At 55.7% G+C, this 21,778-nt stretch carries 18 protein-coding genes, 1 pseudogene and 1 riboswitch; of the genes and pseudogenes, 9 read left to right on the top strand and 10 right to left on the bottom strand.

Annotated features, from left to right (window positions below; genetic code table 11):
• The first annotated feature begins 6 nt into the window (after nucleotides 1–6).
• Both glnE and hldE read left to right on the top strand, forming a co-directional pair.
• Nucleotides 7–2,862, top strand: coding sequence for a bifunctional [glutamate--ammonia ligase]-adenylyl-L-tyrosine phosphorylase/[glutamate--ammonia-ligase] adenylyltransferase (gene glnE, locus SK47_RS18545; RefSeq protein ID WP_048244917.1), 2,856 nt, complete (start codon nucleotides 7–9; stop codon nucleotides 2,860–2,862).
• A gap of 40 nt (nucleotides 2,863–2,902) precedes the next feature.
• The gene (gene hldE, locus SK47_RS18540; protein ID WP_003862540.1) at nucleotides 2,903–4,333 is read left to right on the top strand and encodes a bifunctional D-glycero-beta-D-manno-heptose-7-phosphate kinase/D-glycero-beta-D-manno-heptose 1-phosphate adenylyltransferase HldE; all 1,431 of its coding nucleotides are present in this window, start codon (nucleotides 2,903–2,905) and stop codon (nucleotides 4,331–4,333) included.
• A 77-nt stretch (nucleotides 4,334–4,410) separates the two neighbouring features.
• On the opposite strand, the gene ubiK is transcribed toward hldE, so the two are convergent.
• Nucleotides 4,411–4,707, bottom strand: coding sequence for a ubiquinone biosynthesis accessory factor UbiK (ubiK, locus tag SK47_RS18535; RefSeq protein WP_003862539.1), 297 nt, complete (start codon nucleotides 4,705–4,707; stop codon nucleotides 4,411–4,413).
• A gap of 120 nt (nucleotides 4,708–4,827) precedes the next feature.
• Nucleotides 4,828–4,978: riboswitch (FMN riboswitch) on the top strand.
• A 105-nt stretch (nucleotides 4,979–5,083) separates the two neighbouring features.
• On the opposite strand from ubiK, the gene ribB reads away from it, so the two are divergent.
• The gene (gene ribB, locus SK47_RS18530; RefSeq protein ID WP_003862538.1) at nucleotides 5,084–5,737 is read left to right on the top strand and encodes a 3,4-dihydroxy-2-butanone-4-phosphate synthase; all 654 of its coding nucleotides are present in this window, start codon (nucleotides 5,084–5,086) and stop codon (nucleotides 5,735–5,737) included.
• A gap of 44 nt (nucleotides 5,738–5,781) precedes the next feature.
• On the opposite strand, the gene SK47_RS18525 is transcribed toward ribB, so the two are convergent.
• The 5 genes and pseudogenes from SK47_RS18525 to zupT all read right to left on the bottom strand — a co-directional run bounded on the left by SK47_RS18525 (nucleotide 5,782) and on the right by zupT (nucleotide 11,719).
• A complete protein-coding gene (locus SK47_RS18525; RefSeq protein WP_003862536.1) occupies nucleotides 5,782–6,843 on the bottom strand; it encodes a fimbrial protein in 1,062 nt (353 codons plus the stop codon).
• Nucleotides 6,827–7,587, bottom strand: a pseudogene (locus SK47_RS18520) (molecular chaperone). The gene SK47_RS18525 and the pseudogene SK47_RS18520 overlap by 17 nt, the downstream one beginning before the upstream one ends.
• Nucleotides 7,588–7,596: 9 nt before the next feature.
• A complete protein-coding gene (locus SK47_RS18515; protein WP_048244915.1) occupies nucleotides 7,597–10,041 on the bottom strand; it encodes a fimbria/pilus outer membrane usher protein in 2,445 nt (814 codons plus the stop codon).
• A 76-nt stretch (nucleotides 10,042–10,117) separates the two neighbouring features.
• The gene (locus SK47_RS18510; RefSeq protein WP_003862529.1) at nucleotides 10,118–10,678 is read right to left on the bottom strand and encodes a fimbrial protein; all 561 of its coding nucleotides are present in this window, start codon (nucleotides 10,676–10,678) and stop codon (nucleotides 10,118–10,120) included.
• Nucleotides 10,679–10,945: 267 nt separating this feature from the next.
• Nucleotides 10,946–11,719: a zinc transporter ZupT gene (gene zupT, locus SK47_RS18505; protein ID WP_023314868.1), complete on the bottom strand. Its 774-nt coding sequence runs from the start codon at nucleotides 11,717–11,719 to the stop codon at nucleotides 10,946–10,948.
• 130 nt (nucleotides 11,720–11,849) lie between these two features.
• Between zupT and ygiD the strand changes: the two genes are divergently transcribed.
• A complete protein-coding gene (gene ygiD, locus SK47_RS18500; RefSeq protein WP_023314867.1) occupies nucleotides 11,850–12,638 on the top strand; it encodes a 4,5-DOPA-extradiol-dioxygenase in 789 nt (262 codons plus the stop codon).
• An 82-nt stretch (nucleotides 12,639–12,720) separates the two neighbouring features.
• On the opposite strand, the gene SK47_RS18495 is transcribed toward ygiD, so the two are convergent.
• The 3 genes from SK47_RS18495 to tolC form a co-directional block, all read right to left on the bottom strand.
• Nucleotides 12,721–13,881, bottom strand: coding sequence for a glutathionylspermidine synthase family protein (locus SK47_RS18495; RefSeq protein ID WP_023314866.1), 1,161 nt, complete (start codon nucleotides 13,879–13,881; stop codon nucleotides 12,721–12,723).
• 2 nt (nucleotides 13,882–13,883) lie between these two features.
• On the bottom strand, nucleotides 13,884–14,549 hold the full coding sequence (locus SK47_RS18490; protein WP_003862522.1) for a DUF1190 family protein: 666 nt from the start codon (nucleotides 14,547–14,549) through the stop codon (nucleotides 13,884–13,886).
• Between the two features lie 190 nt (nucleotides 14,550–14,739).
• Entirely contained in the window at nucleotides 14,740–16,218 is a 1,479-nt protein-coding gene (gene tolC / locus SK47_RS18485) for an outer membrane channel protein TolC (RefSeq protein WP_023314865.1), read from the bottom strand.
• Nucleotides 16,219–16,421: 203 nt separating this feature from the next.
• On the opposite strand from tolC, the gene nudF reads away from it, so the two are divergent.
• From nudF to parE, 5 genes are read left to right on the top strand one after another with little or no spacing between them, the layout of a single operon-like run.
• Nucleotides 16,422–17,054, top strand: coding sequence for an ADP-ribose diphosphatase (gene nudF / locus SK47_RS18480; RefSeq protein ID WP_003862517.1), 633 nt, complete (start codon nucleotides 16,422–16,424; stop codon nucleotides 17,052–17,054).
• The gene (locus tag SK47_RS18475) at nucleotides 17,051–17,473 is read left to right on the top strand and encodes a DUF1249 family protein (RefSeq protein ID WP_003862516.1); all 423 of its coding nucleotides are present in this window, start codon (nucleotides 17,051–17,053) and stop codon (nucleotides 17,471–17,473) included. Before nudF ends, SK47_RS18475 begins: the two co-directional genes overlap by 4 nt.
• A 27-nt stretch (nucleotides 17,474–17,500) precedes the next feature.
• A complete protein-coding gene (gene cpdA / locus SK47_RS18470) occupies nucleotides 17,501–18,328 on the top strand; it encodes a 3',5'-cyclic-AMP phosphodiesterase (RefSeq protein WP_023314864.1) in 828 nt (275 codons plus the stop codon).
• Nucleotides 18,328–18,909, top strand: a complete 582-nt coding sequence (gene yqiA, locus SK47_RS18465) for an esterase YqiA (protein ID WP_023314863.1) — start codon at nucleotides 18,328–18,330, stop codon at nucleotides 18,907–18,909. Before cpdA ends, yqiA begins: the two co-directional genes overlap by 1 nt.
• 28 nt (nucleotides 18,910–18,937) lie before the next feature.
• Nucleotides 18,938–20,830: a DNA topoisomerase IV subunit B gene (parE, locus tag SK47_RS18460; protein WP_003862513.1), complete on the top strand. Its 1,893-nt coding sequence runs from the start codon at nucleotides 18,938–18,940 to the stop codon at nucleotides 20,828–20,830.
• 101 nt (nucleotides 20,831–20,931) lie between these two features.
• Here the strand turns inward: parE and SK47_RS18455 are convergent, their stop codons facing one another.
• The gene (locus tag SK47_RS18455; RefSeq protein WP_023314862.1) at nucleotides 20,932–21,768 is read right to left on the bottom strand and encodes an AraC family transcriptional regulator; all 837 of its coding nucleotides are present in this window, start codon (nucleotides 21,766–21,768) and stop codon (nucleotides 20,932–20,934) included.
• Between the last annotated feature and the right edge of the window lie 10 nt (nucleotides 21,769–21,778).

Raw genomic sequence — 21,778 nt, 5'->3', positions numbered from 1 at the left:
CCTGATATGCCGCTTTCTTCGCAGTTACAGCAGCACTGGCAGACCGTTTGTGAACGGCTGCCTGAGTCGTTACCCGCGTCGTCGTTAAGCGAGCAGGCGAAAAGCGTGCTCACGTTCAGTGATTTTGTACAGGAGAGCGTCAGCGCTAACCCGGACTGGCTGGCAGAGCTGGAAAGCGCGCCGCCGCAGGCTGACGAGTGGCGGCATTATGCTGGCTGGCTGCAAACCGCGCTGGCAGAGGTGGCAGACGAAGCCACGCTGATGCGCGTTCTGCGTCAGTTCCGCCGCCGGGTGATGGTACGCATTGCCTGGGCGCAGGCGCTGGAGCTGGTGAGTGAAGAGAGCACCTTGCAGCAGTTGAGCGAGCTGGCGCAGACGCTGATTGTCGCCGCGCGGGACTGGCTCTACGCCGCCTGCTGTAAAGAGTGGGGCACGCCGTGCAGCGAGGAAGGGGTTCCTCAGCCACTGTTGATCCTGGGGATGGGCAAGCTGGGCGGCTGCGAGCTGAACTTCTCCTCAGACATCGATCTGATTTTTGCCTGGCCCGAGAACGGCTCCACGCGCGGCGGCCGTCGCGAGCTGGACAATGCCCAGTTCTTTACTCGTCTGGGGCAGCGGCTGATTAAGGCGCTGGATCAGCCCACGCAGGATGGTTTTGTTTACCGCGTGGACATGCGCCTGCGTCCGTTTGGCGACAGCGGGCCACTGGTGCTGAGCTTTGCCGCGCTGGAAGATTACTACCAGGAGCAGGGTCGCGACTGGGAGCGTTACGCGATGGTCAAAGCGCGGATCATGGGCGACAGCGACGATGCCTACGCCAACGAGCTGCGCGCCATGCTGCGCCCGTTCGTGTTCCGCCGCTACATCGACTTCAGCGTTATCCAGTCCCTGCGAAATATGAAAGGGATGATTGCCCGCGAGGTGCGTCGCCGTGGCCTGAAAGACAACATCAAGCTCGGTGCTGGCGGTATTCGTGAGATCGAATTTATCGTCCAGGTCTTCCAGCTGATACGCGGCGGGCGTGAACCTTCTCTGCAATCCCGCTCGCTGCTGCCGACGCTAAGCGCTATCGATCAGCTGCATCTGCTGCCGGAAGGCGACGCGCAAACGCTGCGTGACTCTTATCTCTTCCTGCGTCGTCTGGAAAATTTGCTGCAAAGTATCAGCGACGAACAGACCCAGACGTTGCCGGGCGATGAGCTGAACCGGGCGCGTCTGGCCTGGGGGATGCGGGTGGATGACTGGGCGGCGCTGACGCAACGGCTGGAAGCGCATATGGCGGGCGTGCGCCGCATCTTTAACGATCTGATCGGCGACGACGAAACTGAATCGCAGGACGATGCGCTCTCCGAGCACTGGCGCGAACTGTGGCAGGACGCGCTCCAGGAAGATGACACCACGCCGGTGCTGGCGCACTTAAGCGACGATGCCCGCCATCGCGTGGTGGCGCTGATTGCCGATTTCCGCCTCGAACTGAACAAACGCGCTATCGGCCCACGCGGTCGTCAGGTGCTGGATCATCTGATGCCGCATCTGCTGAGCGATGTCTGCTCCCGCGACGATGCGCCGGTGCCGCTGTCGCGCATGATGCCGCTGCTGAGCGGGATCGTCACGCGTACCACTTACCTTGAGCTGTTAAGCGAGTTTCCCGGCGCGCTGAAGCACCTGATTTCCCTCTGCGCCGCCTCGCCGATGGTGGCGAACAAGCTGGCGCGTTATCCGCTGCTGCTGGACGAACTGCTCGACCCGAATACCCTCTATCAGCCGACGGCGACGGATGCCTACCGCGACGAGCTGCGTCAGTATCTGCTGCGCGTACCTGAAGAGGACGAAGAGCAACAGCTTGAGGCGCTGCGTCAGTTTAAGCAGGCACAGATGCTGCGCGTGGCGGCGGCAGATATCGCCGGTACCCTGCCGGTAATGAAAGTGAGCGATCACTTAACCTGGCTGGCGGAAGCGATCATCGACGCGGTTGTCCATCAGGCGTGGGTGCAGATGGTAGCCCGCTACGGCCAGCCGAAGCACCTTGCTGACCGTGAAGGCCGCGGTTTTGCGGTGGTGGGGTACGGCAAGCTGGGCGGCTGGGAACTGGGCTACAGCTCCGATCTGGATCTGATTTTCCTCCACGACTGTCCGGCAGACGTCATGACCGACGGCGAACGTGAGATTGACGGACGGCAGTTCTACCTGCGTCTGGCCCAGCGCATTATGCACCTGTTCAGCACCCGCACCTCATCCGGCATTCTGTATGAAGTGGATGCGCGTCTGCGCCCGTCCGGCGCGGCAGGCATGCTGGTCACCTCGACGGAGGCTTTCGCCGACTATCAGAAGAACGAAGCCTGGACGTGGGAGCATCAGGCGCTGGTGCGCGCCCGCGTGGTGTATGGCGATCCGCAGCTCAAAACGCAGTTCGATGCGATCCGCAAGGCGGTCATGACGACCCCGCGCGAGGGCAGTACGCTGCAAACCGAAGTGCGGGAAATGCGGGAGAAGATGCGCGCGCACCTTGGCAACAAACATCGCGATCGCTTTGATATCAAAGCCGATGAAGGCGGGATTACCGATATTGAGTTTATCACTCAGTACCTGGTGCTGCTGCACGCGCACGATAAACCGAAGCTGACCCGCTGGTCGGATAACGTGCGCATACTGGAACTGCTGGCGCAGAACGACATTATGGATGAGCAGGAGGCGCAGGCCTTAACCCGCGCCTACACCACACTGCGTGATGAGTTGCACCATCTGGCATTACAGGAACAGCCGGGCCATGTGGCGCTGGACTGTTTCGCCGACGAACGCGCGCAGGTGACTACAAGCTGGCAGAAGTGGCTAGTGGAACCGTGCGTAACAAAACAAGTGTGATATTATCGCGCGCAAATTGTGAATCTTTCTGGAGTCAGGAATGAAAGTAACACTGCCAGAGTTTGAACGTGCTGGAGTTATGGTAGTCGGTGATGTGATGCTGGATCGCTACTGGTATGGGCCGACCAGCCGCATCTCTCCGGAAGCACCGGTACCGGTGGTAAAGGTCGACACCATTGAAGAGCGTCCCGGTGGCGCGGCAAACGTGGCGATGAACATAGCCTCTCTGGGCGCACATTCGCGTCTGGTTGGCCTGACCGGCATTGACGATGCGGCGCGTGCGCTGAGCAAGTCGCTGGCGGACGTGAATGTGAAGTGTGACTTCGTTTCTGTTCCGACCCACCCAACCATCACCAAGCTTCGCGTGCTGTCGCGTAACCAGCAGCTAATCCGCCTCGACTTTGAAGAAGGGTTCGAAGGCGTTGATCCCGAGCCGCTGCACGAGCGCATTAACCAGGCGTTGGGCAATATTGGCGCGCTGGTGCTGTCCGACTACGCGAAAGGCGCGCTGGCGAGCGTGCAGACCATGATCCAGCTGGCGCGTAAGGCCAGCGTACCGGTGCTGATCGACCCGAAAGGCACCGATTTTGAGCGCTATCGCGGCGCAACCCTGCTGACGCCAAACCTCTCTGAATTCGAAGCGGTGGCGGGCAAGTGCAAAACTGAAGAAGAGCTGGTTGAGCGCGGCATGAAAATCATCGCTGATTTCGAGCTGTCTGCGCTGCTGGTGACCCGTTCCGAGCAGGGCATGACGCTGCTGCAACCGGGCAAGGCGCCGCTGCATATGCCAACCCAGGCGCAGGAAGTGTACGACGTGACCGGTGCCGGTGATACGGTGATTGGCGTGCTGGCGGCGACGCTGGCGGCGGGTAACTCCCTGGAAGAAGCATGCTACTTCGCGAACGCCGCGGCGGGCGTGGTCGTCGGTAAACTCGGGACCTCCACCGTTTCGCCAATTGAGCTGGAAAACGCGGTGCGTGGGCGTGCGGATACCGGCTTTGGCGTCATGACCGAAGACGAGCTGAAAGTGGCCGTTGCCGCCGCGCGCAAACGCGGTGAAAAAGTGGTGATGACGAACGGCGTGTTCGACATCCTGCATGCGGGCCACGTGTCGTATCTGGCGAATGCGCGCAAGCTGGGCGACCGCCTGATTGTGGCGGTCAACAGCGATGCCTCAACCAAACGTCTGAAGGGTGAAACGCGTCCGGTTAACCCGCTGGAGCAGCGCATGATAGTGCTCGGCGCGCTGGAAGCGGTGGACTGGGTGGTCTCATTTGAAGAAGACACCCCGCAGCGCCTGATTGCCGGAATTTTGCCTGACCTGCTGGTGAAGGGCGGTGATTACAAACCAGAGCAAATCGCAGGTAGCGAAGAGGTCTGGGCGAATGGTGGTGAAGTAATGGTGCTCAACTTTGAGGACGGGTGTTCAACCACCAACATCATTAAGAAGATCCAGAAAGACAGTCAGTAAAAAACGGGCCTGTTGGCCCGTTCGTTTTTCACCCTCTCCCTGTGGGAGAGGGCTGGGGTGAGGGCATCAGGCCGCACTTATGCCTGGTCATCCACCGGTGGAATAGCTGGCGCTGGCTTCACTTCTTCCGGCGCATTGCGGTTTTCCAGCTCGGTCAAACGTTGTTCCAGCAGCGCCAGCTTCTCGCGGGTGCGCAGCAGCACCTGCGTCTGCACGTCAAACTCTTCGCGGCTGACTAAATCAAGGCGAACCAACTGTGCCTGCAACGTCTGGCGGATTTTCTTCTCAACGTCATCACCAAACTCACGAATACCTTTCGGCATGGACTCATGAACCTGACGCGCGATCTGCTCAATTTTCTTTGGGTCAATCATTGTCGTTTCCCTTGATGAAAAGGTGTTAGTGCCTATTGTAGCGTGTCATGCCGCGGGTTAAACAAAATTGTTTGAAGCTTATGCATTGCCCAGGGTAATCAATAGCGTTATAGTTATCTCGCTTATTCTCAGGGCGGGGCGAAATTCCCCACCGGCGGTAAATCAGCTTAACGCTGAAAGCCCGCGAGCGCTTTGGGTGAATTCTCAAAGGTCAGCAGATCCGGTGTAATTCCGGGGCCGACGGTTAGAGTCCGGATGGGAGAGAGTAACGATCCAGTCGGGCAAAGCCCGCTCACGTTATTTTTTTGCCGCTTGTACGGCGCTCCTAAGACTGCCCTGATTCTGGTAACCATAAAGTTAATGAGGTTTTTTTACCATGAATCAGACGCTACTTTCCTCTTTTGGCACTTCAACTCAACGTGTTGAACATGCACTGGATGCCCTGCGCGAAGGCCGCGGTGTGATGGTGCTTGACGATGAAAACCGTGAAAACGAAGGCGACATGATTTTTGCCGCCGAGAACATGACCGTTGAGCAGATGGCGCTGACCATCCGTCACGGTAGCGGCATCGTATGCCTGTGCATCACCGAAGACCGTCGCCAGCAGCTTGATCTGCCGATGATGGTTGAAAACAACACCAGCGCCTTTGGTACTGGCTTCACTGTGACCATTGAAGCGGCGCATGGCGTAACCACCGGTGTGTCGGCGGCTGACCGTCTGACCACCGTGCGTGCAGCGATTGCTGATGGTGCGAAACCTTCCGATCTGCACCGTCCTGGTCACGTCTTCCCGCTGCGCGCGCAGCCGGGCGGCGTGCTGACCCGTGGTGGTCATACCGAAGCGACCATCGATCTGGTGACGCTGGCTGGCTTCAAACCCGCAGGCGTGCTGTGCGAACTGACCAACGATGATGGCACCATGGCGCGTGCGCCGGAGTGCATCACCTTTGCGCGTCTGCACAATATGCCAGTGGTGACGATTGAAGATCTGGTAGAGTACCGCCGCGCGCACGAGCGCAAAGCCAGCTGAACATGCTGATGTAAAAAAGCCGGGGAAACCCGGTTTTTTTGTTTCTAGTGGTAGTTAATTTTGAACAGTACCACGGTTTCGAACGGCCCGGACTGAATCGCTTTTCCTTCTTCCCGTGAAAGTTCAGCTGTGTAGTTTTGCTCAACATTCATCTTATCGCCCGTAAAATCGGCGTACTCTTTGTACTGGTTGAAGGTGTAAGGGGCCGTTCCGTTAAGAATACGCAGTTTTAACCCATTCCCTATCAGCACCGCAGTGTCGTCTGCGCTGAGCGTTTCGGTTGTGTAAAACGACGAGTCCATCTTAAATCCATCCGAGCACTGGGCATCCTGGACTTTGGTGGTTCGTATTGAAAACGTGCGCAAACGCGTCTGCTGATTCACGATGTCGCGCGCGCTGAAGGTGCCAAAGTCGATCTCCTGATTCTCAGGGTAAATGGTAAACGTCGCCCCGCAATCAAGCACCGTAATGTTTTGCAGTCCGTTGATGTGATACTTAAGGTTCTTCGCATCGGCCATCTGATTAACGCCGCCCTTACCGTCAAACTGCACAACGATGTAATCGCTGAGCGAGCTGACATAGCCATGTGGCGGCATAGCCTTAATTCTCACGAAAAGTCGTAAACGGGCGACGAACGTGCGCGTAATGTGGATATCATCCGGATTGCCAGAGCAGATGCGATTCTCCCAACCCATCTGGCGGATTTGATCCGGGGTGTAAATGGTGATGTTATCGTTGTCCAGGCACTGGCGGGTATCCACGCCGTTGGGCTGGCCTGTGGCATCGTAATCTATGCCTTCATAGGTGACGCCCAGTTCATAATAGGGATCGGTTGCGGCAGGATAAGGGTTTACCCAGGCAAAAACATCTTCCGGCTTGAAACCGCTTGTGACGTTATTGTCACACGTCACCGGAATTTTAATGTCATCAGACTCCCATATTTTTTGGCCAACCTGAGCGTTGCTGGGTATGGCAAAAGGGGAGATCGTTTTTGTCTCCTCGACGGGGCCGCCAGATCCACCCAGATAGCAGTTGAGCGCCAGCGCTTCTTTCAAAGGCAGCGTTGTAAGCAGCAATGTAAGCAGGAAACTAGTGAGCTTTCGCATCTTTATCGATTTTCCGTTCGTTAAGCTTACATAGCACCGTTCCGGTGCACTGTACGTCGACTTTTTTCAGTGCGCCGTAATCGTCGATGTAGCCGATGCTGTAATAACTACCGTGGTAATCGCCGGTAGAGGCGGTTGCCGTGGCGAAAGGCGCAATCATCAGACTGTCAAAACCCGGCAGCATGGTTTTGGCATTTTTGCTCAGCCACGCCAGCGTGATGTAGTACGGCGTAGGGTTGTGGACCGTGAGCCCTTTCGCGTTGGCGGTAATTTCCATACGCATTTCAGTCAGTTCGCCAGATTTTTTGCGAATCGCTTCCGGACGCCAGAAGAGCTTAATTCGGCTCTGCATGGCAACCTGCATCACGCTGCGCTCCTCGCTGGCGCTGGTGCTTTTAGGCGGTACTTCACGCAGGTTGAAATAAAACAGCGATTCCCTGTCTTTTGGCAACTGGCGGGTAGCGGCTTGTTTAACAATTCTTACCTGCGACGAGGCGTCCGCTTCGATACGTTGAATGGGGGAAGCGCCATAAAGTGCACATCTTCTTTTTGCCCCTTTTCATCTTCAATCCAGGAGAGCGCCAGATAAGGCAGCGCCTTGCTCTGATTGTCCACTTTCAGGCTGCTGGCCTTGTCGCTTTCTGGAAAAACAATGCGCGTGCGGTCCAGGTTAATGGCCGCGTGGGCGGTAAATGTTGTGCTGATCAGCATCAGGCACAGGCTTTTAATCGGCGTTAATTTCATGATGATTTCTTACTGGCACGGCAGTATCAACTGCATACTGTTTTCTAAGTGAGAAGGTAACGAGAAGCGACACTGTTGGTTGTCGCCCCATGTCACGCGAAACTGCTGTTCTGGCTCAACGGCGCCGAGCCAGACGCGGCCTTCATCGGCCACCATCCCAACCTGTAAATTGCTTTCATCCAGGCGAACAATCGCCCCGAGTGGTGGTGTTCCTGACGACATCCGCAAAACGCCTGTTACGTCCTGACCTGCGCGCGTGGCAATCTGACGATAACCAATGGCCCCCTCAGTCCAGGTTGAGGTCACGACGCGGTTGTCCACGTCTACGCCATCCGGAAGGTTGTTCATATTGACCTGCACGCTAGAGGGGGAATAGCTGGAGAATGACGGTAAAACGCCGATGCCAAAACGGTTAGTTTCATCGCGCGACATGTTCAGCGGGATATGGCCTACCCCGTCGGTGCTGACCATTACGCGGGGTTCATTACCGTAACTGCGCCGGTGCAGCGCGGCGCCTTTCGCCGTTGAGGTGAAGGAACCGCTCCAGCTCGCGCTGAGGGAGTTATATTCGTTAGCTTTATAGCTGCCGGAGAGATTGAGATCGCCGTACGCAGAATAATGCTGATAATTCCCGCTGACCTGCGCGCCGGAATCTGGCTTCCCGCTCTCCGTACCTGCGGAAACGCCCCAGGTATTATTGCGATCCGACGTGTCATACCACGACACGTTATGGCTCAGCGTGTCGCTGTTACGCAGGTCATAGTTAAGTCGATGATCGGGATCGAGCGGTACGCTGAGCGAGAGATAAAACTGAGTATCGTCATTTTCGTCTTCCTCCTCGTAATGCGTTTTACTCCAGGACAGGGTTACGCCAAGGTTCTTCCAGCGACCTATATCAAAGTTGTAGCCCGCCGTGATGCTGCCGGTCGTGGAGGGTGAATCATTCCACCATGTCTGACGCAGCATATTGACGTACAGGTTAAGGGATAACGCTGAAATGTACTGGCTTGCCGTCACGCTCAGGGTTTGTTTTTCCGACTGGCGGTCACCGTTGTCATAATCCAGGTAGCGGGCGTAGCTCAAAAACTGTGGGTCTGAGTAGCGGTAGCTGGCGAGCGTAAGCTGACTGCCGGTGGTATCGAAACGCTTGCTGTAGTTAATGCGATAGCTGTAACCCGTCTGGCTGCGCTGGTGTGGCAGCTGGCTGGTAGCCTGCGTGACGTCAAAAGAGAGCGCCCCCAGCCAGGCCATATTCTGGCCGATCCCGGCAGCGACGGAACGATAACGGTCGCCATCGGCCAGCGTGCCGCCATACAGAGAGGTGTGCGACAGCATGCCCCAGGAAAATTCGCCGCTCATGAAGGCATTATCTTCAACATCATGGGAGGCGCCCTGGCGCGCTTTACCCGCCGCGAGCTTATAGCGCACCTGGCCCTTGCGCGTTAAAAACGGCACGGATTCAGCCGAGACCTGGAAGGTGTTGACGCGTCCGTCTTCTTCCGTGACTTTGACGTCCAGCGTGCCCTGAACCGACTGGTTAAGATCCTGAATAACAAAGGGTCCTGGTGGCACTTTACTCTGGTAAATCACGCGATCGGCAAGGCTTACGGCCACGGTGGCGTTGGTTTGTGCTATTCCGGTAATCTGTGGGGCATAGCCGCGCAGCGACCATGGCAGCATACGTTCATCGCTGATTAGCGATGCGCCGGTGTAGGTGAAGGCGTCAAAAATGGAGGACTGGAAATCCGTTTCACCCAGCGTCAGTTTCGCACCGATCGAGGGCAGAGGGCGGAACATATACACGCGTGAAAAACGGCCATCCTGCTCTGAGCCTGCTTCAGTATCGCTTCGCGTGTACTGGTAATCGCTTCGCAGACGCCACGCGGCCATGTTCGCACCGGCGGTACCATAGGTATTGGCGTTGTCATTGCTGCCGCTGCTATTGGGCTGATAATGGCTGGCAAAAAGATTGTAATCCAGCAGTACGCCTGGCACGCCGTTGTCCCAGGTGGATGGCGGCATCCAGTCAACCGCACGGTATTGCAGCCACGCCTGGGGGATCGTTACTTTCAGGGTCTGGCTGCCTTGCTCAAAAATAAATTTGATGTCTGGTCTGGTGGCGAAATCAACGCATCCCTCTTTTTCCGGCAAAGCGTGACGAACGTCATCCTGCAATGCGAATGTATCGGCCAGCGCGGGGGGAATACAGACCTGAACTGCGTTATTTATTTCTCGCCAGCGAAGCTGCCAGCCATTTGCCAGCGGAATATCATTAACTGAAACCGTAACGAAATAGCTTCCCGGCGTAACCGATATTTGATCTTTAAAACGTGATAAATCGACGCTGCCGCGCTGATCTTTATCGATGGCGTTTATATTAAATTCAGTGGCAGAGGCAACTATCGTCATTAACAGGGACGCAATGATGATTATCCATTGTACTTTGTATGTCATCATCCTGTTACTCGAATAAATAAAGAGTGCCGACCGGCATGGATTGCCAGTCGGCTGATACCGTGACGTAACGGAATTATTTGTACATCAGGACGTAGTTAGCCGTGGCTTCAACCTGGCCTGCCGTCGCAGTTTTACCTGTTGGGACTTCCATAACCGCTTTGAAATGCAGCGTCTGGGTGGTTGAACCCGCCAGCAGATCAAGCACGTTTGGCTGACCAAGCGTGATGTTGCCTTCCGCGTTATCCAGCAGACGGACGCCCACGTTCTGCGCACCGTTTGCAAAGGTGTTGCTCATCAGGCTGGTATCCGTCGCATCTGTCGCTGCGCTGGTAAAGGTCACTTCCACTTTAGTAATTGGCGTGTCGGTTTCGTCTGCCGGATCGTCAAGCTGGCAGTTTTCCAGATTGATATCGACCGGAACCGGCGTGGATTTTTTGTTGGCGTTGATAACGGCCGTAGTCACTTCACCCAGGTCGACTTCTTTATCAACGCTGTCTGGAGCGATGCTGCATGGTGCGTCAATAACCACGCCTTTGAATTTGATTTTGCCTGAGCCTTGATCATCAGCAAACGCAGAACCCGATACAATGGCAGCCATAGCTGCCGCTAACAGCAATTTTTTACCCATATACATGAAAATATCCTTTTTCAGATTGATTCGTAATGTGAATATTAATTTCAGAATACTCGCAAAGTATACGGATTGGGGCGGGGAGACGCGATTAACGTGACTTAAATATATTTTTAGATGGTTTTAATTAATATTTTTAGGCTATCTGAAGAGGCTTCTTTTTTCGGGGTTTTAATAGATTTATATTTTGTGGGTTATTATATGTAAAATATATAGGATTGTTTTTTTGAATAATATAAAGCCTCCGTATAAAAACGGAGGCATTAATTCTTAGCCAATACCTGCCGTTTGCAGCAGAACCAGGCTCATCCCCATCACTGACATTCCACACAGCACGCCGTAGCTTGGGTTATTGTTGGGATCGATCTCTTTTGCCAGCGGCATCAGCTCATCGACAGAGAGCGCGACCATAATCCCGGCCACGGCAGCCATAATTGCAGCCATTACAACCGGGGATACGAGGCTACCGAGGATCAGCCACGCCAGCACGCCGCCGAGAATTTCAGCCATGCCGGAGATACCTGCCCAAAAGACAGCTGTACGTTTTGAACCCGTGGCGGCATAAACGGGCCCGGCAACGGCAAGTCCTTCAGGAATATTGTGCAAAGCCACGGCCAGCGCCACACCAAAACCTATTTCCAGGTTGCTGCTGGCCGTGACATAGGTGGCGATACCTTCCGGAAAGTTATGCAGGCTGATACCCAGCGTCAGCAGAATGGCCGTGCGTTTGATATTTCCCGGAATGGGGGTAACGCTTTTTTGCATTAAATCCTGCGGGTGCGCGTGAGGAAGAATACGGTCGAGTGCAAAATAACCCAGCAGGCCAATGATAAACATGCCATAGCCCAGAACAGGCGACATCCCTTCGGTGTGAAGCGCGGCGGGCAGCATCTCCATCAGCGAGATAAGCAGCATGATCCCGGCGGCGAAACCCAGCGAGAAGGCCAGCAGGCGATTAGAGGGTTTTTGCCCGAGTACCCCGAGGAACGCACCGATAAAGGTTGCGGCGCCCGCAAGTATGGTCAAAATCAACGGTACTGACATGCATTCTCCTTAAGCGATATCTGGCATTCAAATTTCCTGATGATGATCTTCACGGTTATCTGCGTTCATCTTCACCTGAATGCGCGTAATGTAGGCCTATCACATTGACACCTCCTCTAAGGATATCACCATGTCTTCTTCTCGTATGCCAGCACTGTTTTTAGGCCATGGCAGCCCAATGAACGTCCTGGAAGATAACGTCTATACCCGCGCCTGGCGTCAGTTGGGTGAGACGTTACCGCGTCCGAAGGCAATTGTGGTGGTCTCTGCGCACTGGTTTACCCGGGGTACCGGCGTGACGGCCATGGAAACGCCAAAAACGATTCATGATTTTGGCGGCTTTCCGCAGGCGCTGTATGACACGCATTATCCTGCGCCGGGCTCCCCTGAGCTGGCGCAGCGGCTGGTTGATCTGCTTGCCCCTGTTCCGGTTGCGCTGGACAAAGAAGCCTGGGGCTTTGACCATGGCTCATGGGGGGTGTTGATCAAAATGTATCCGGATGCCGATATTCCGATGGTACAACTGAGTATCGACAGCACCAAACCAGCTGCCTGGCACATGGAGATGGGGCGTAAGCTGGCTTCGCTTCGTGATGAGGGCATCATGCTGATAGCCAGTGGCAACGTGGTACACAATCTGCGTACGGTACGCTGGCACGGTGAAAATACGCCGTACCCCTGGGCAACAGCCTTTAATGACTATGTAAAAGACAACCTGGCCTGGCAAGGGCCGGTCGAACGGCACCCTTTGGTGAACTATCTGGAGCACGATGGCGGTTCGCTCTCTAACCCGACGCCGGAACACTTCTTGCCATTGCTGTATGTATTAGGCGCATGGGACGGTCAAGAGGTTATTACAACCCCGGTCGACGGCATTGAGATGGGGAGTTTGAGTATGCTGTCGGTGCAGGTGGGGTAAACACATGCCCGGTGACGCTGCGCTTACCGGGCCTACGCTCGACATGTAGGCCGGGTAAGGTGAAGCCGCCACCCGGCAAGTCTTACTCGACGAAAATATGCGGGTAGAAACGTGACAGATCCTGCGTAATCAGCGCGCGATCTTCGCGAATGCCAATCCCGGCAGGCTGATCGTTAATAAGCCAACTGCCGATCAGCGTATAGCTGTCGCCAAACTTCGGCAGTTGATAAAACGCCTGGACGATCATCCCTTCTTCACCGTACGGCCCTTCAACTGCTTCCAGCGTTTTACCGTTTTCGATAATCGAGACGTTTGCCCCTTCACGGGAGAAGATTGGCTTAACGACGTATTTCTCCATCGGTGGGAAATCATCTTCGGCAAAATAAGCAGGCAGCAGGTTCGGGTGATTCGGGAACATCTCCCACAGCATCGGCAGCAGGGCTTTATTGGAGATAATGCTCTTCCAGGCTGGTTCCAGCCAGCGCACGCCAGCGTCTTCCAGTTTGGTAGAGAACATTTCCCGCAGCATGTATTCCCACGGATAGAGCTTGAACAGGTTGCTGATCACCTGATCCTGCATGTCCGTAAACTGACCTTTTTCACCTAAACCGATATCTTCGATATAGAGAAATTCCGTCGCCACTTCCGCTTCGGCTGCGCAGTCCTGCAAATACTGAACCGTACCGCGGTCTTCTTCGGTATCGCGGCAGCAGGCGAGGTGCAACAGGTTGAAACCGTGCTGTTCACGCAGTTCGACGAAACGTTCAATCAGCTTTTCCTGAAGGCTGTTGAACTGATCGCTGCCTTCCGGCAAGTTTCCGGCATTCGCCTGATCTTCCAGCCAGATCCACTGGAAGAACGCGGCTTCGTACAGGGAGGTTGGCGTATCTGCGTTATTTTCTAAAAGCTTCGGTTCACCCACGCCATCCCATGCCAGATCGAGGCGAGAGTAGAGCGAAGGCTGGTTCGTTTTCCAGGACTGACGAACAAAGCTCCAGGTGTGCTTCGGAATGCGGAATTTGGTCATCAGCTCATCGCTGTCGATGACTTTCTCAACCACCTTCAGGCACATCTGGTGCAGCTCTGCGGTCACTTCTTCAAGCTTTTCGACCTGAGCAAGCGTGAGCTTATAGTAAGCATCTTCACACCAGTACGGCTCGCCGTACATGGTGTGAAAGTTGAAACCGTATTCGGTGGCTTTTTCGCGCCAGTCCGGGCGCTCGGCAATACTGACTCGTTCCATGATCAGCCGCCCATTGAGCGAGTTGAGGAGCCGGTCGCACTACGCTGCATGGTGGTTTGTTTGGCAACAGACTCACCGAAGCCGCCACGGGTAATGGTGCTGGTGGTGGCTGGTTTCGGCGCCATTGCGGTTTTCGGTACGGTCATCGTACGGCCAGGCGTTGCAGCACCGTAACCCTTGCCGGTGGCATCGGTGTATTTCCCGTAGGCCGGGCTGTTCGGGTTTTTGGAGCTAAACAGCGGCTGCTGCTGGTAGCCCGCACCGCCGCTCATCAAACGGCCCATCATATAACCCGCCATCAGCGGCATCCAGAAGCTGCCGCTGGACTGTGCCTGCGCCTGGTTTTCCGGTGCCATACCCGCCTGAGCAGGTGCCTGCTGGCACTGGCCTTCACCGAATTCGGCTACACAGTCTTCGCGTGAGGCATATTTCGGCGCGGTACGTTCCGCTTCTTTCAGGGCGTTGTTATACGCCGTCGTACACTCAGCGGCTTTACCGGTTGCGCTCGCGCAGTCGTCGGCGTTTTGATACAGCGAAACCGTTTCGTCGTTTTGCTCACAGCCTGCCAGCATAAAGACGGCGGTGACCGCCAGCGCGACAGGTGTCAGGTGGCGTGCGTTCCAGCTTTTGCGGAACGACGCGTGATTCATCGTTTTTGTCCGTTTCATATTTGTCTTCCAGGACCCAGTGGTAATAACGCTCAGGATAGAGGATGAGTGGTTGAAAATGAAGCGACGAGGGGCGAAATCCGGGGGATCTTTACGTTGGCTTACGTTCGGGGGGGATTAATGTGCTCCCTCTCCCTGTGGGAGAGGGCTGAGGTGAGGGCATCAGGCCGCAGTGGGCCTGATGACACGCTTAATTGCGGAACGGATTCGTGCCGCTGCTGGCAGGTGAGGTGCTACGCGCTGCCGCTGGCTGTGCAACCGGGGTGCTGCTGTTAGCGGTGAAATTATCCACGGCGGCATCCTGCTGTGGATTTTCCGGCGCGACGCTGTCAGGCGACGTGGAAACCGGTTTGCCCAGCGTGCTGTTCAGCATTTGCAGATCCTGCTCGTTCAGCGTACCCAGCGCCTGCTTGATGTTCAGCTGGTTGATCAAGTACTGGTAACGCGCACTGGAGAGCTGCTGTTTCGCGTTGTACAGCGTGGTCGTTGCGTCTAACACATCAACGATAGTACGCGTACCGACGGAGTAACCCGCTTCCATCGCGTCCAGAGAGCTTTGCGCAGAGACAACGGCCTGTTTATAGGCGTTGATGCTGCTGATGGACGCGTTCACGTTGTTGAAGGAAGAACGCACGGTCTGGACCACGTTGCGGTGCGCGCTTTCAAGCTGCTCGCTCGCGCCTACGAAGTTGTACTGCGCCTGCTTAACCTGAGAGTTAACCATCCCGCCCTGGTACAGCGGCAGAGAGAAGCTGAGGCCCACTTTGTTCTGGCCCATATTGTTGTCGTCATACTGGGCAGTGTTGGTTTTAGAACCGCTGTAGCTGGTATCCGATACGCCGGTAGAGGCGCTCAGGCTCAGGGTTGGCAGGTGACCATCCTGTGCAAGACGGATCTGCTCGCGCGCCAGGTCCTGGCTCAGGCGTGCCTGCAGCAAGGTCAGGTTGCGGTTTTCCGCCTCTTTCAGCAGGGCGTTAACCGCCTGCGGCTTGTCTGTTTTGAAGCTGTCCACGTTCAGAGAGGCCAGCTCAGGATAGTAGTTACCGGTGACCTGACGCAGTGCTTCCAGCGCGTTGTCGAGGTTGTTACGTGCGGTCACTTCGTTAGCCAGTACGGTATCGTACTGTGAACGGGCGTTCTGCACGTCAGTGATCGCAACCAGGCCCACGTTGAAGCGCTGGGTGGTCTGATCTAACTGACGATAAATCGCCTGTTTCTGCGCTTCGGTGTAGGAGAGGGCGTCAATCGCGCTCAGTACGTTGAAGTAGGCGGTCGCGGTATTCAGGATAAGCGTCTGCTGATCTGTCTGATATGTGACATCCTGAATGCCGGCGCTCTTTTCCTGCAAGCTCAGCTCACGCCATTTGGACATGTCGAACAGGGTTTGCGTTAACTGTAAAGAGGCGCTGGTGGCATTTGAGTTGATGCCGTTATTATCGCGAAAACCGTTAGTGTAGGTATAATCTGCACCTAAGCCTAACTGCGGCAGCAGTGGACTACGTGCTTCGTTAATCTTTTCAAACGCAGCATCACGATCGGCCGCTGATTTACGTAAATCAGGGTTGCCCAGACGTGCCTGCTGGTAGACCTGTAACAGGTTCTCTGCCTGGCTCATTGCACTGAAGCCCGTCAGGCTCAGGCCGATAAGGATGGGGAGCAATTTCTTCATTTGCATTCCTTGTTGTGAAGCAGTATTAGCGCTGATCTAATTAAAAATAATTGCCGATTCTAACAGAATCATCCACACCAAAAGGTTGGCGTAACGTGCCATCTGGCGGTAATTTGCTCCAATCTACCATATAGCCATACAAACGGCAGCCAAACAGCCTTGAAATTCACAATTTCATCACCATTGCTACCAGGACTCGACCGATGCAAAAACCAGAAAACGTGCCTGTCACCTTCGCCAAAAACGATGTAGAAATTATTGCACGAGAAACGCTTTATAGCGGTTTTTTTTCAATGGAACTTTACCGTTTCAGGCATCGTCTGTTTAACGGTGAGATGAGCGGTGAAATCAAACGCGAAATTTTTGAGCGCGGGCATGCGGCTGTGTTGCTACCCTATGACCCAGTGCGTGACGAAGTTGTGCTGGTCGAGCAGGTGCGTATTGCGGCTTATGATACCAGCGAAACGCCGTGGTTGCTGGAGATGGTGGCCGGGATGATCGAAGAAGGTGAGTCGGTCGAAGACGTCGCTCGCCGCGAGGCGCTGGAAGAGGCGGGCCTGGTGGTTGGCCGGACGAAGCCGGTGTTGAGCTACCTGGCAAGCCCGGGTGGGACAACGGAACGCTCATCTATTATGGTGGGCGAAGTGGACGCCACGACAGCGGAAGGGATCCATGGTCTGGCAGATGAAAACGAAGATATTCGGGTTCATGTGGTGAGTCGGGAGCTGGCTTACCAGTGGGTAGAAGAGGGGAAAATCGACAACGCAGCGTCTGTCATCGCTCTGCAATGGCTACAGCTGCATTATCAGACATTACGACACGAGTGGAAAAAATGAAGCGTTATACACCTGACTTCCCAGAAATGATGCGCCTGTGCGAAACCAATTTCGCCCAGCTGCGCCGCCTGCTGCCGCGAAACGACGCGCCCGGCGAAACGGTGAGCTATCAGGTGAGCAACGCACAGTATCGGTTAACGATAACAGAATCAACGCGCTACACTACGCTGGTGGAGATTGAGCAAACGGCGCCGAGCATCAGCTACTGGAGCCTGCCGTCGATGACGGTACGTCTTTATCATGACGCGATGGTCGCTGAAGTGTGTTCAAGCCAGCAGATCTTTCGCTTTAAAGCGCGGTATGATTATCCGAATAAAAAGTTGCATCAACGCGACGAAAAGCATCAAATTAACCAGTTTTTAGCCGACTGGCTAAGATATTGTTTAGCACATGGAGCAATGGCGATTCCGGTTTGTTAGCGTCATAAACCTACCTAAGGACACCATTTGGAAAGCCTGTTGAACCTGACTGTTGCTGGTGGGGCGCCAGTCAGGATATTACAAATCACCGACACCCACCTTTTTGCCGAAAAGCATGAGACGCTTCTGGGCGTGAACACCTGGGAGAGTTATCAGGCGGTTCTTGACGCGATCCATGCTGAAAAGCGGCCATGCGATCTGATCGTCGCGACGGGCGATCTGGCGCAGGATCAATCCTCCGCAGCCTATCAGCATTTTGCTGAAGGGATTGCGAGCTTTAGCGTGCCTTGCGTCTGGCTGCCGGGCAATCACGATTTTCAGCCCGCGATGTACAGTTCGCTTCAGGATGCGGGGATTTCACCGGCAAAATGTGTCTTTGCGGGGGACCAGTGGCAAATTCTGCTCCTCGACAGTCAGGTGTTTGGCGTTCCGCACGGTGAGTTGAGCGACTATCAGCTTGACTGGCTGGAGACAAAACTGGCCGCCGAACCGAATCGCAATACGTTGCTGTTACTGCATCATCACCCGCTGCCGGCGGGCTGTAGCTGGCTCGATCAGCACAGCTTACGCAACTCTGCGGCGCTGGACGGCGTGCTGGCGAAATTCCCGCGCGTAAAAAATTTGCTGTGCGGTCATATTCACCAGGAACAGGATCTCGACTGGAACGGTCGACGTCTGCTCGCGACGCCCTCTACCTGCGTGCAGTTTAAGCCGCACTGCGCCAACTTTACGCTGGATACCATCGCACCGGGCTGGCGCTGGCTGGAGCTGCATGCCGATGGCTCGCTGACCACCGAAGTTTGCCGTCTGGCCGGGGCACAATTCCGCCCGGATACCGCTTCGGAAGGCTATTGATGTCGACGCTTCTCTATCTGCATGGGTTTAACAGCTCACCGCGTTCGGCGAAAGCGACGCAGCTTCGCCAGTGGCTGAGCGCGCATCATCCCCACGTGGAGATGATTATTCCGCAGTTGCCCCCTTATCCGGCGGATGCGGCAGAGATGCTGGAATCGCTAGTGCTGGAACACGGCGGCGAATCGTTTGGCGTTGTCGGGTCGTCGCTCGGCGGCTACTACGCCACCTGGCTGTCGCAGTGCTTTATGTTGCCCGCTGTCGTCGTCAACCCGGCGGTCCGGCCATTTGAGCTGTTAAGGGACTTTCTTGGCGAAAACGAGAACCCCTACACCGGCCAACAATATGTGCTAGAGTCACGCCATATTTACGATCTCAAAGTTATGCAGGTCGACCCGCTTGAAGCGCCCGATCTTATCTGGCTGCTGCAACAGACGGGAGATGAAGTGCTGGATTACCGCCAGGCAGTGGCGTATTACGCATCCTGCCGCCAGACTGTAGAAGAGGGCGGTAACCATGCTTTCACGGGCTTTGAAGATCATTTCACCCAGATTGTCGATTTTCTTGGACTGCACAGCCACTGACAATCAATGCGAATTGCTAGCTTAAATCATGACGCAAACCTATAACGCTGATGCCATTGAGGTACTCACCGGGCTTGAGCCGGTTCGCCGCCGCCCGGGGATGTACACCGATACGACGCGCCCAAACCACCTGGGCCAGGAAGTAATTGATAACAGTGTGGACGAAGCGCTGGCAGGCCATGCCAAACGCGTGGACGTTATCCTGCACGCCGATCAGTCGCTGGAAGTCATCGACGACGGCCGCGGCATGCCGGTAGATATCCACCCGGAAGAGGGTGTTCCCGCCGTTGAGCTGATCCTCTGTCGTCTGCACGCGGGCGGTAAGTTCTCCAACAAAAACTACCAGTTCTCCGGCGGCTTGCACGGCGTGGGGATCTCCGTGGTTAACGCCCTGTCAAAGCGCGTGGAAGTGAACGTCCGTCGCGACGGCCAGGTGTATAACATCGCGTTTGAAAACGGCGAAAAAGTGCAGGATTTGCAGGTCGTCGGGACGTGCGGTAAACGCAACACCGGCACCAGCGTCCACTTCTGGCCTGACGAAAGCTTCTTCGACAGCCCACGCTTTTCTGTTTCCCGCCTGACGCACCTGCTGAAAGCCAAAGCGGTGCTGTGCCCGGGCGTGGAAATCACCTTTAAAGACCACGTTAATAATACCGAACAAACCTGGTGCTACGCCGATGGTCTGAACGACTACCTGTGCGAAGCGGTTAACGGCCTGCCAACCCTGCCGGAAAAACCGTTCGTCGGGAATTTCGAAGGCGATACTGAAGCGGTGGACTGGGCGCTGCTATGGCTGCCGGAAGGCGGCGAGCTGCTGACCGAAAGCTACGTTAACCTGATCCCCACTATGCTCGGCGGGACCCACGTCAACGGCCTGCGTCAGGGGCTGCTGGATGCGATGCGCGAGTTCTGCGAATACCGCAACATTCTGCCGCGCGGCGTGAAGCTGTCGGCGGAAGATATCTGGGATCGCTGCGCCTACGTGCTTTCCGTGAAAATGCAGGATCCGCAGTTTGCCGGTCAGACTAAAGAGCGCCTGTCGTCACGCCAGTGTGCGGCGTTCGTCTCCGGCGTGGTGAAAGATGCCTTTACCCTGTGGCTGAACCAGAACGTTCAGGCCGCGGAAATGCTGGCTGAAATGGCGATCTCCAGTGCCCAGCGTCGTCTGCGCGCGGCGAAGAAAGTGGTGCGTAAAAAGCTGACCAGCGGCCCCGCGCTGCCGGGCAAGCTGGCGGACTGTACCGCGCAGGATCTCAACCGCACCGAGCTGTTCCTGGTGGAAGGAGACTCGGCAGGCGGATCGGCCAAGCAGGCGCGGGATCGTGAATATCAGGCGATCATGCCGCTCAAGGGTAAGATCCTCAACACCTGGGAGGTCTCGTCTGATGAAGTGCTGGCCTCGCAGGAAGTACACGACATCTCGGTTGCGATCGGTATCGATCCGGACAGCGACGATCTGAGCCAGTTGCGCTACGGCAAGATCTGCATTCTCGCGGATGCGGACTCCGATGGCCTGCACATCGCCACGCTGCTCTGTGCGCTGTTTGTGAAGCATTTCCGCGCGCTGGTGAAAAACGGTCACGTCCACGTGGCGCTGCCGCCGCTGTACCGAATCGACCTCGGCAAAGAAGTTTACTATGCACTGACGGAAGAAGAGAAAGCGGGCGTGCTGGAACAGCTTAAGCGCAAGAAGGGCAAACCGAACGTTCAGCGCTTTAAGGGGCTGGGTGAGATGAACCCGATGCAGCTGCGTGAAACCACGCTGGATCCGAATACCCGCCGTCTGGTGCAGCTGACCATCAGCGATGAAGATGAACAGCAAACTAACGCCGTGATGGACATGCTGCTGGCCAAGAAACGTTCTGAAGATCGACGTAACTGGCTACAGGAGAAAGGCGACATGGCGGATATAGAGGCCTGATACACGCTGTCTTTTTGCCGGGTGGCGGCTGCGCCTTACCCGGCCTACTTAACCCGTAGGCCCGTGCAAGCGTAGCGCCGCCGGACAAGAAATGCAGCTCATCACGATGAATGGTTTTTCCGGTACTGCAACGGCGTCTCGCCAATCCCCTTTTTAAACGCGCTGATAAACCACGTCACGTCGGAAAATCCCGCCTGTGCGGCAATGTCACGCACGCTCGAATCAGTGTGGAGTAAACACTCGCACGCCTTACGCAACCTTAGCGTGTTCAGGTAGTCGTGAATTTTTTCGCCTGTTTCCGCATGGAATCTTCGCGATACGTAACTGCGCGATTTACCCAGCTCTGCAGCCAGCGCATCCAGACGAAATTTCTCCTGATAATGCTCGTCGAGCCAGATCATGACCTGGCTGGCGATCCCCTGGCTGTTGCCCGGCTCGCCGTCGCGATCGTCGGGCAGCATCGCGAACAGGCCGATCAGCAGGCTGGCGATGCTCTCGCCGTTCATCGGCGGTTTATAGCAGCTAAACAGATGGTCGATATGGTGGTGACAGTGGGCTAAATCGGCGACCCACGCTTCGCCGCCACGGCGTGACAGCCGCTCCAGGCGCTGCCGGGTCTGGGGAAAATCCCGCAGGATCTTCAGCACCGCGTGCTGGTCGAGATGAATAATGGTGCGGCGGTAAATTGCCTCCGCCTGTTCGTCCACCATGACCTTGTGCAGCGTAAAAGGCGGGAAGAAAAACAGTCGTCCGGGGCGCATGGTGTAGTGACGATTATCGACAATCGCCACGCCAAAGCCCTCTTCCACATAGAGGATCTCCAGACACTGATGCCAGTGATGGTAGCGCACCGTATTGGCAAACAGGCGGCTGAACGAGGCCACGGTATCGTTCAGGGCGATCAGTTCCAGAAGGTCGGTTGTCGGCGTGTCGCGCATAGTGCAATAA

Source organism: Enterobacter sp. BWH52 (genome assembly GCF_001037565.1).
Lineage (GTDB): Bacteria > Pseudomonadota > Gammaproteobacteria > Enterobacterales > Enterobacteriaceae > Enterobacter > Enterobacter hormaechei_C.
The sequence above is the reverse complement of the archived record's forward strand: the minus strand, read 5'-3'. Positions and strand labels throughout refer to the sequence as shown.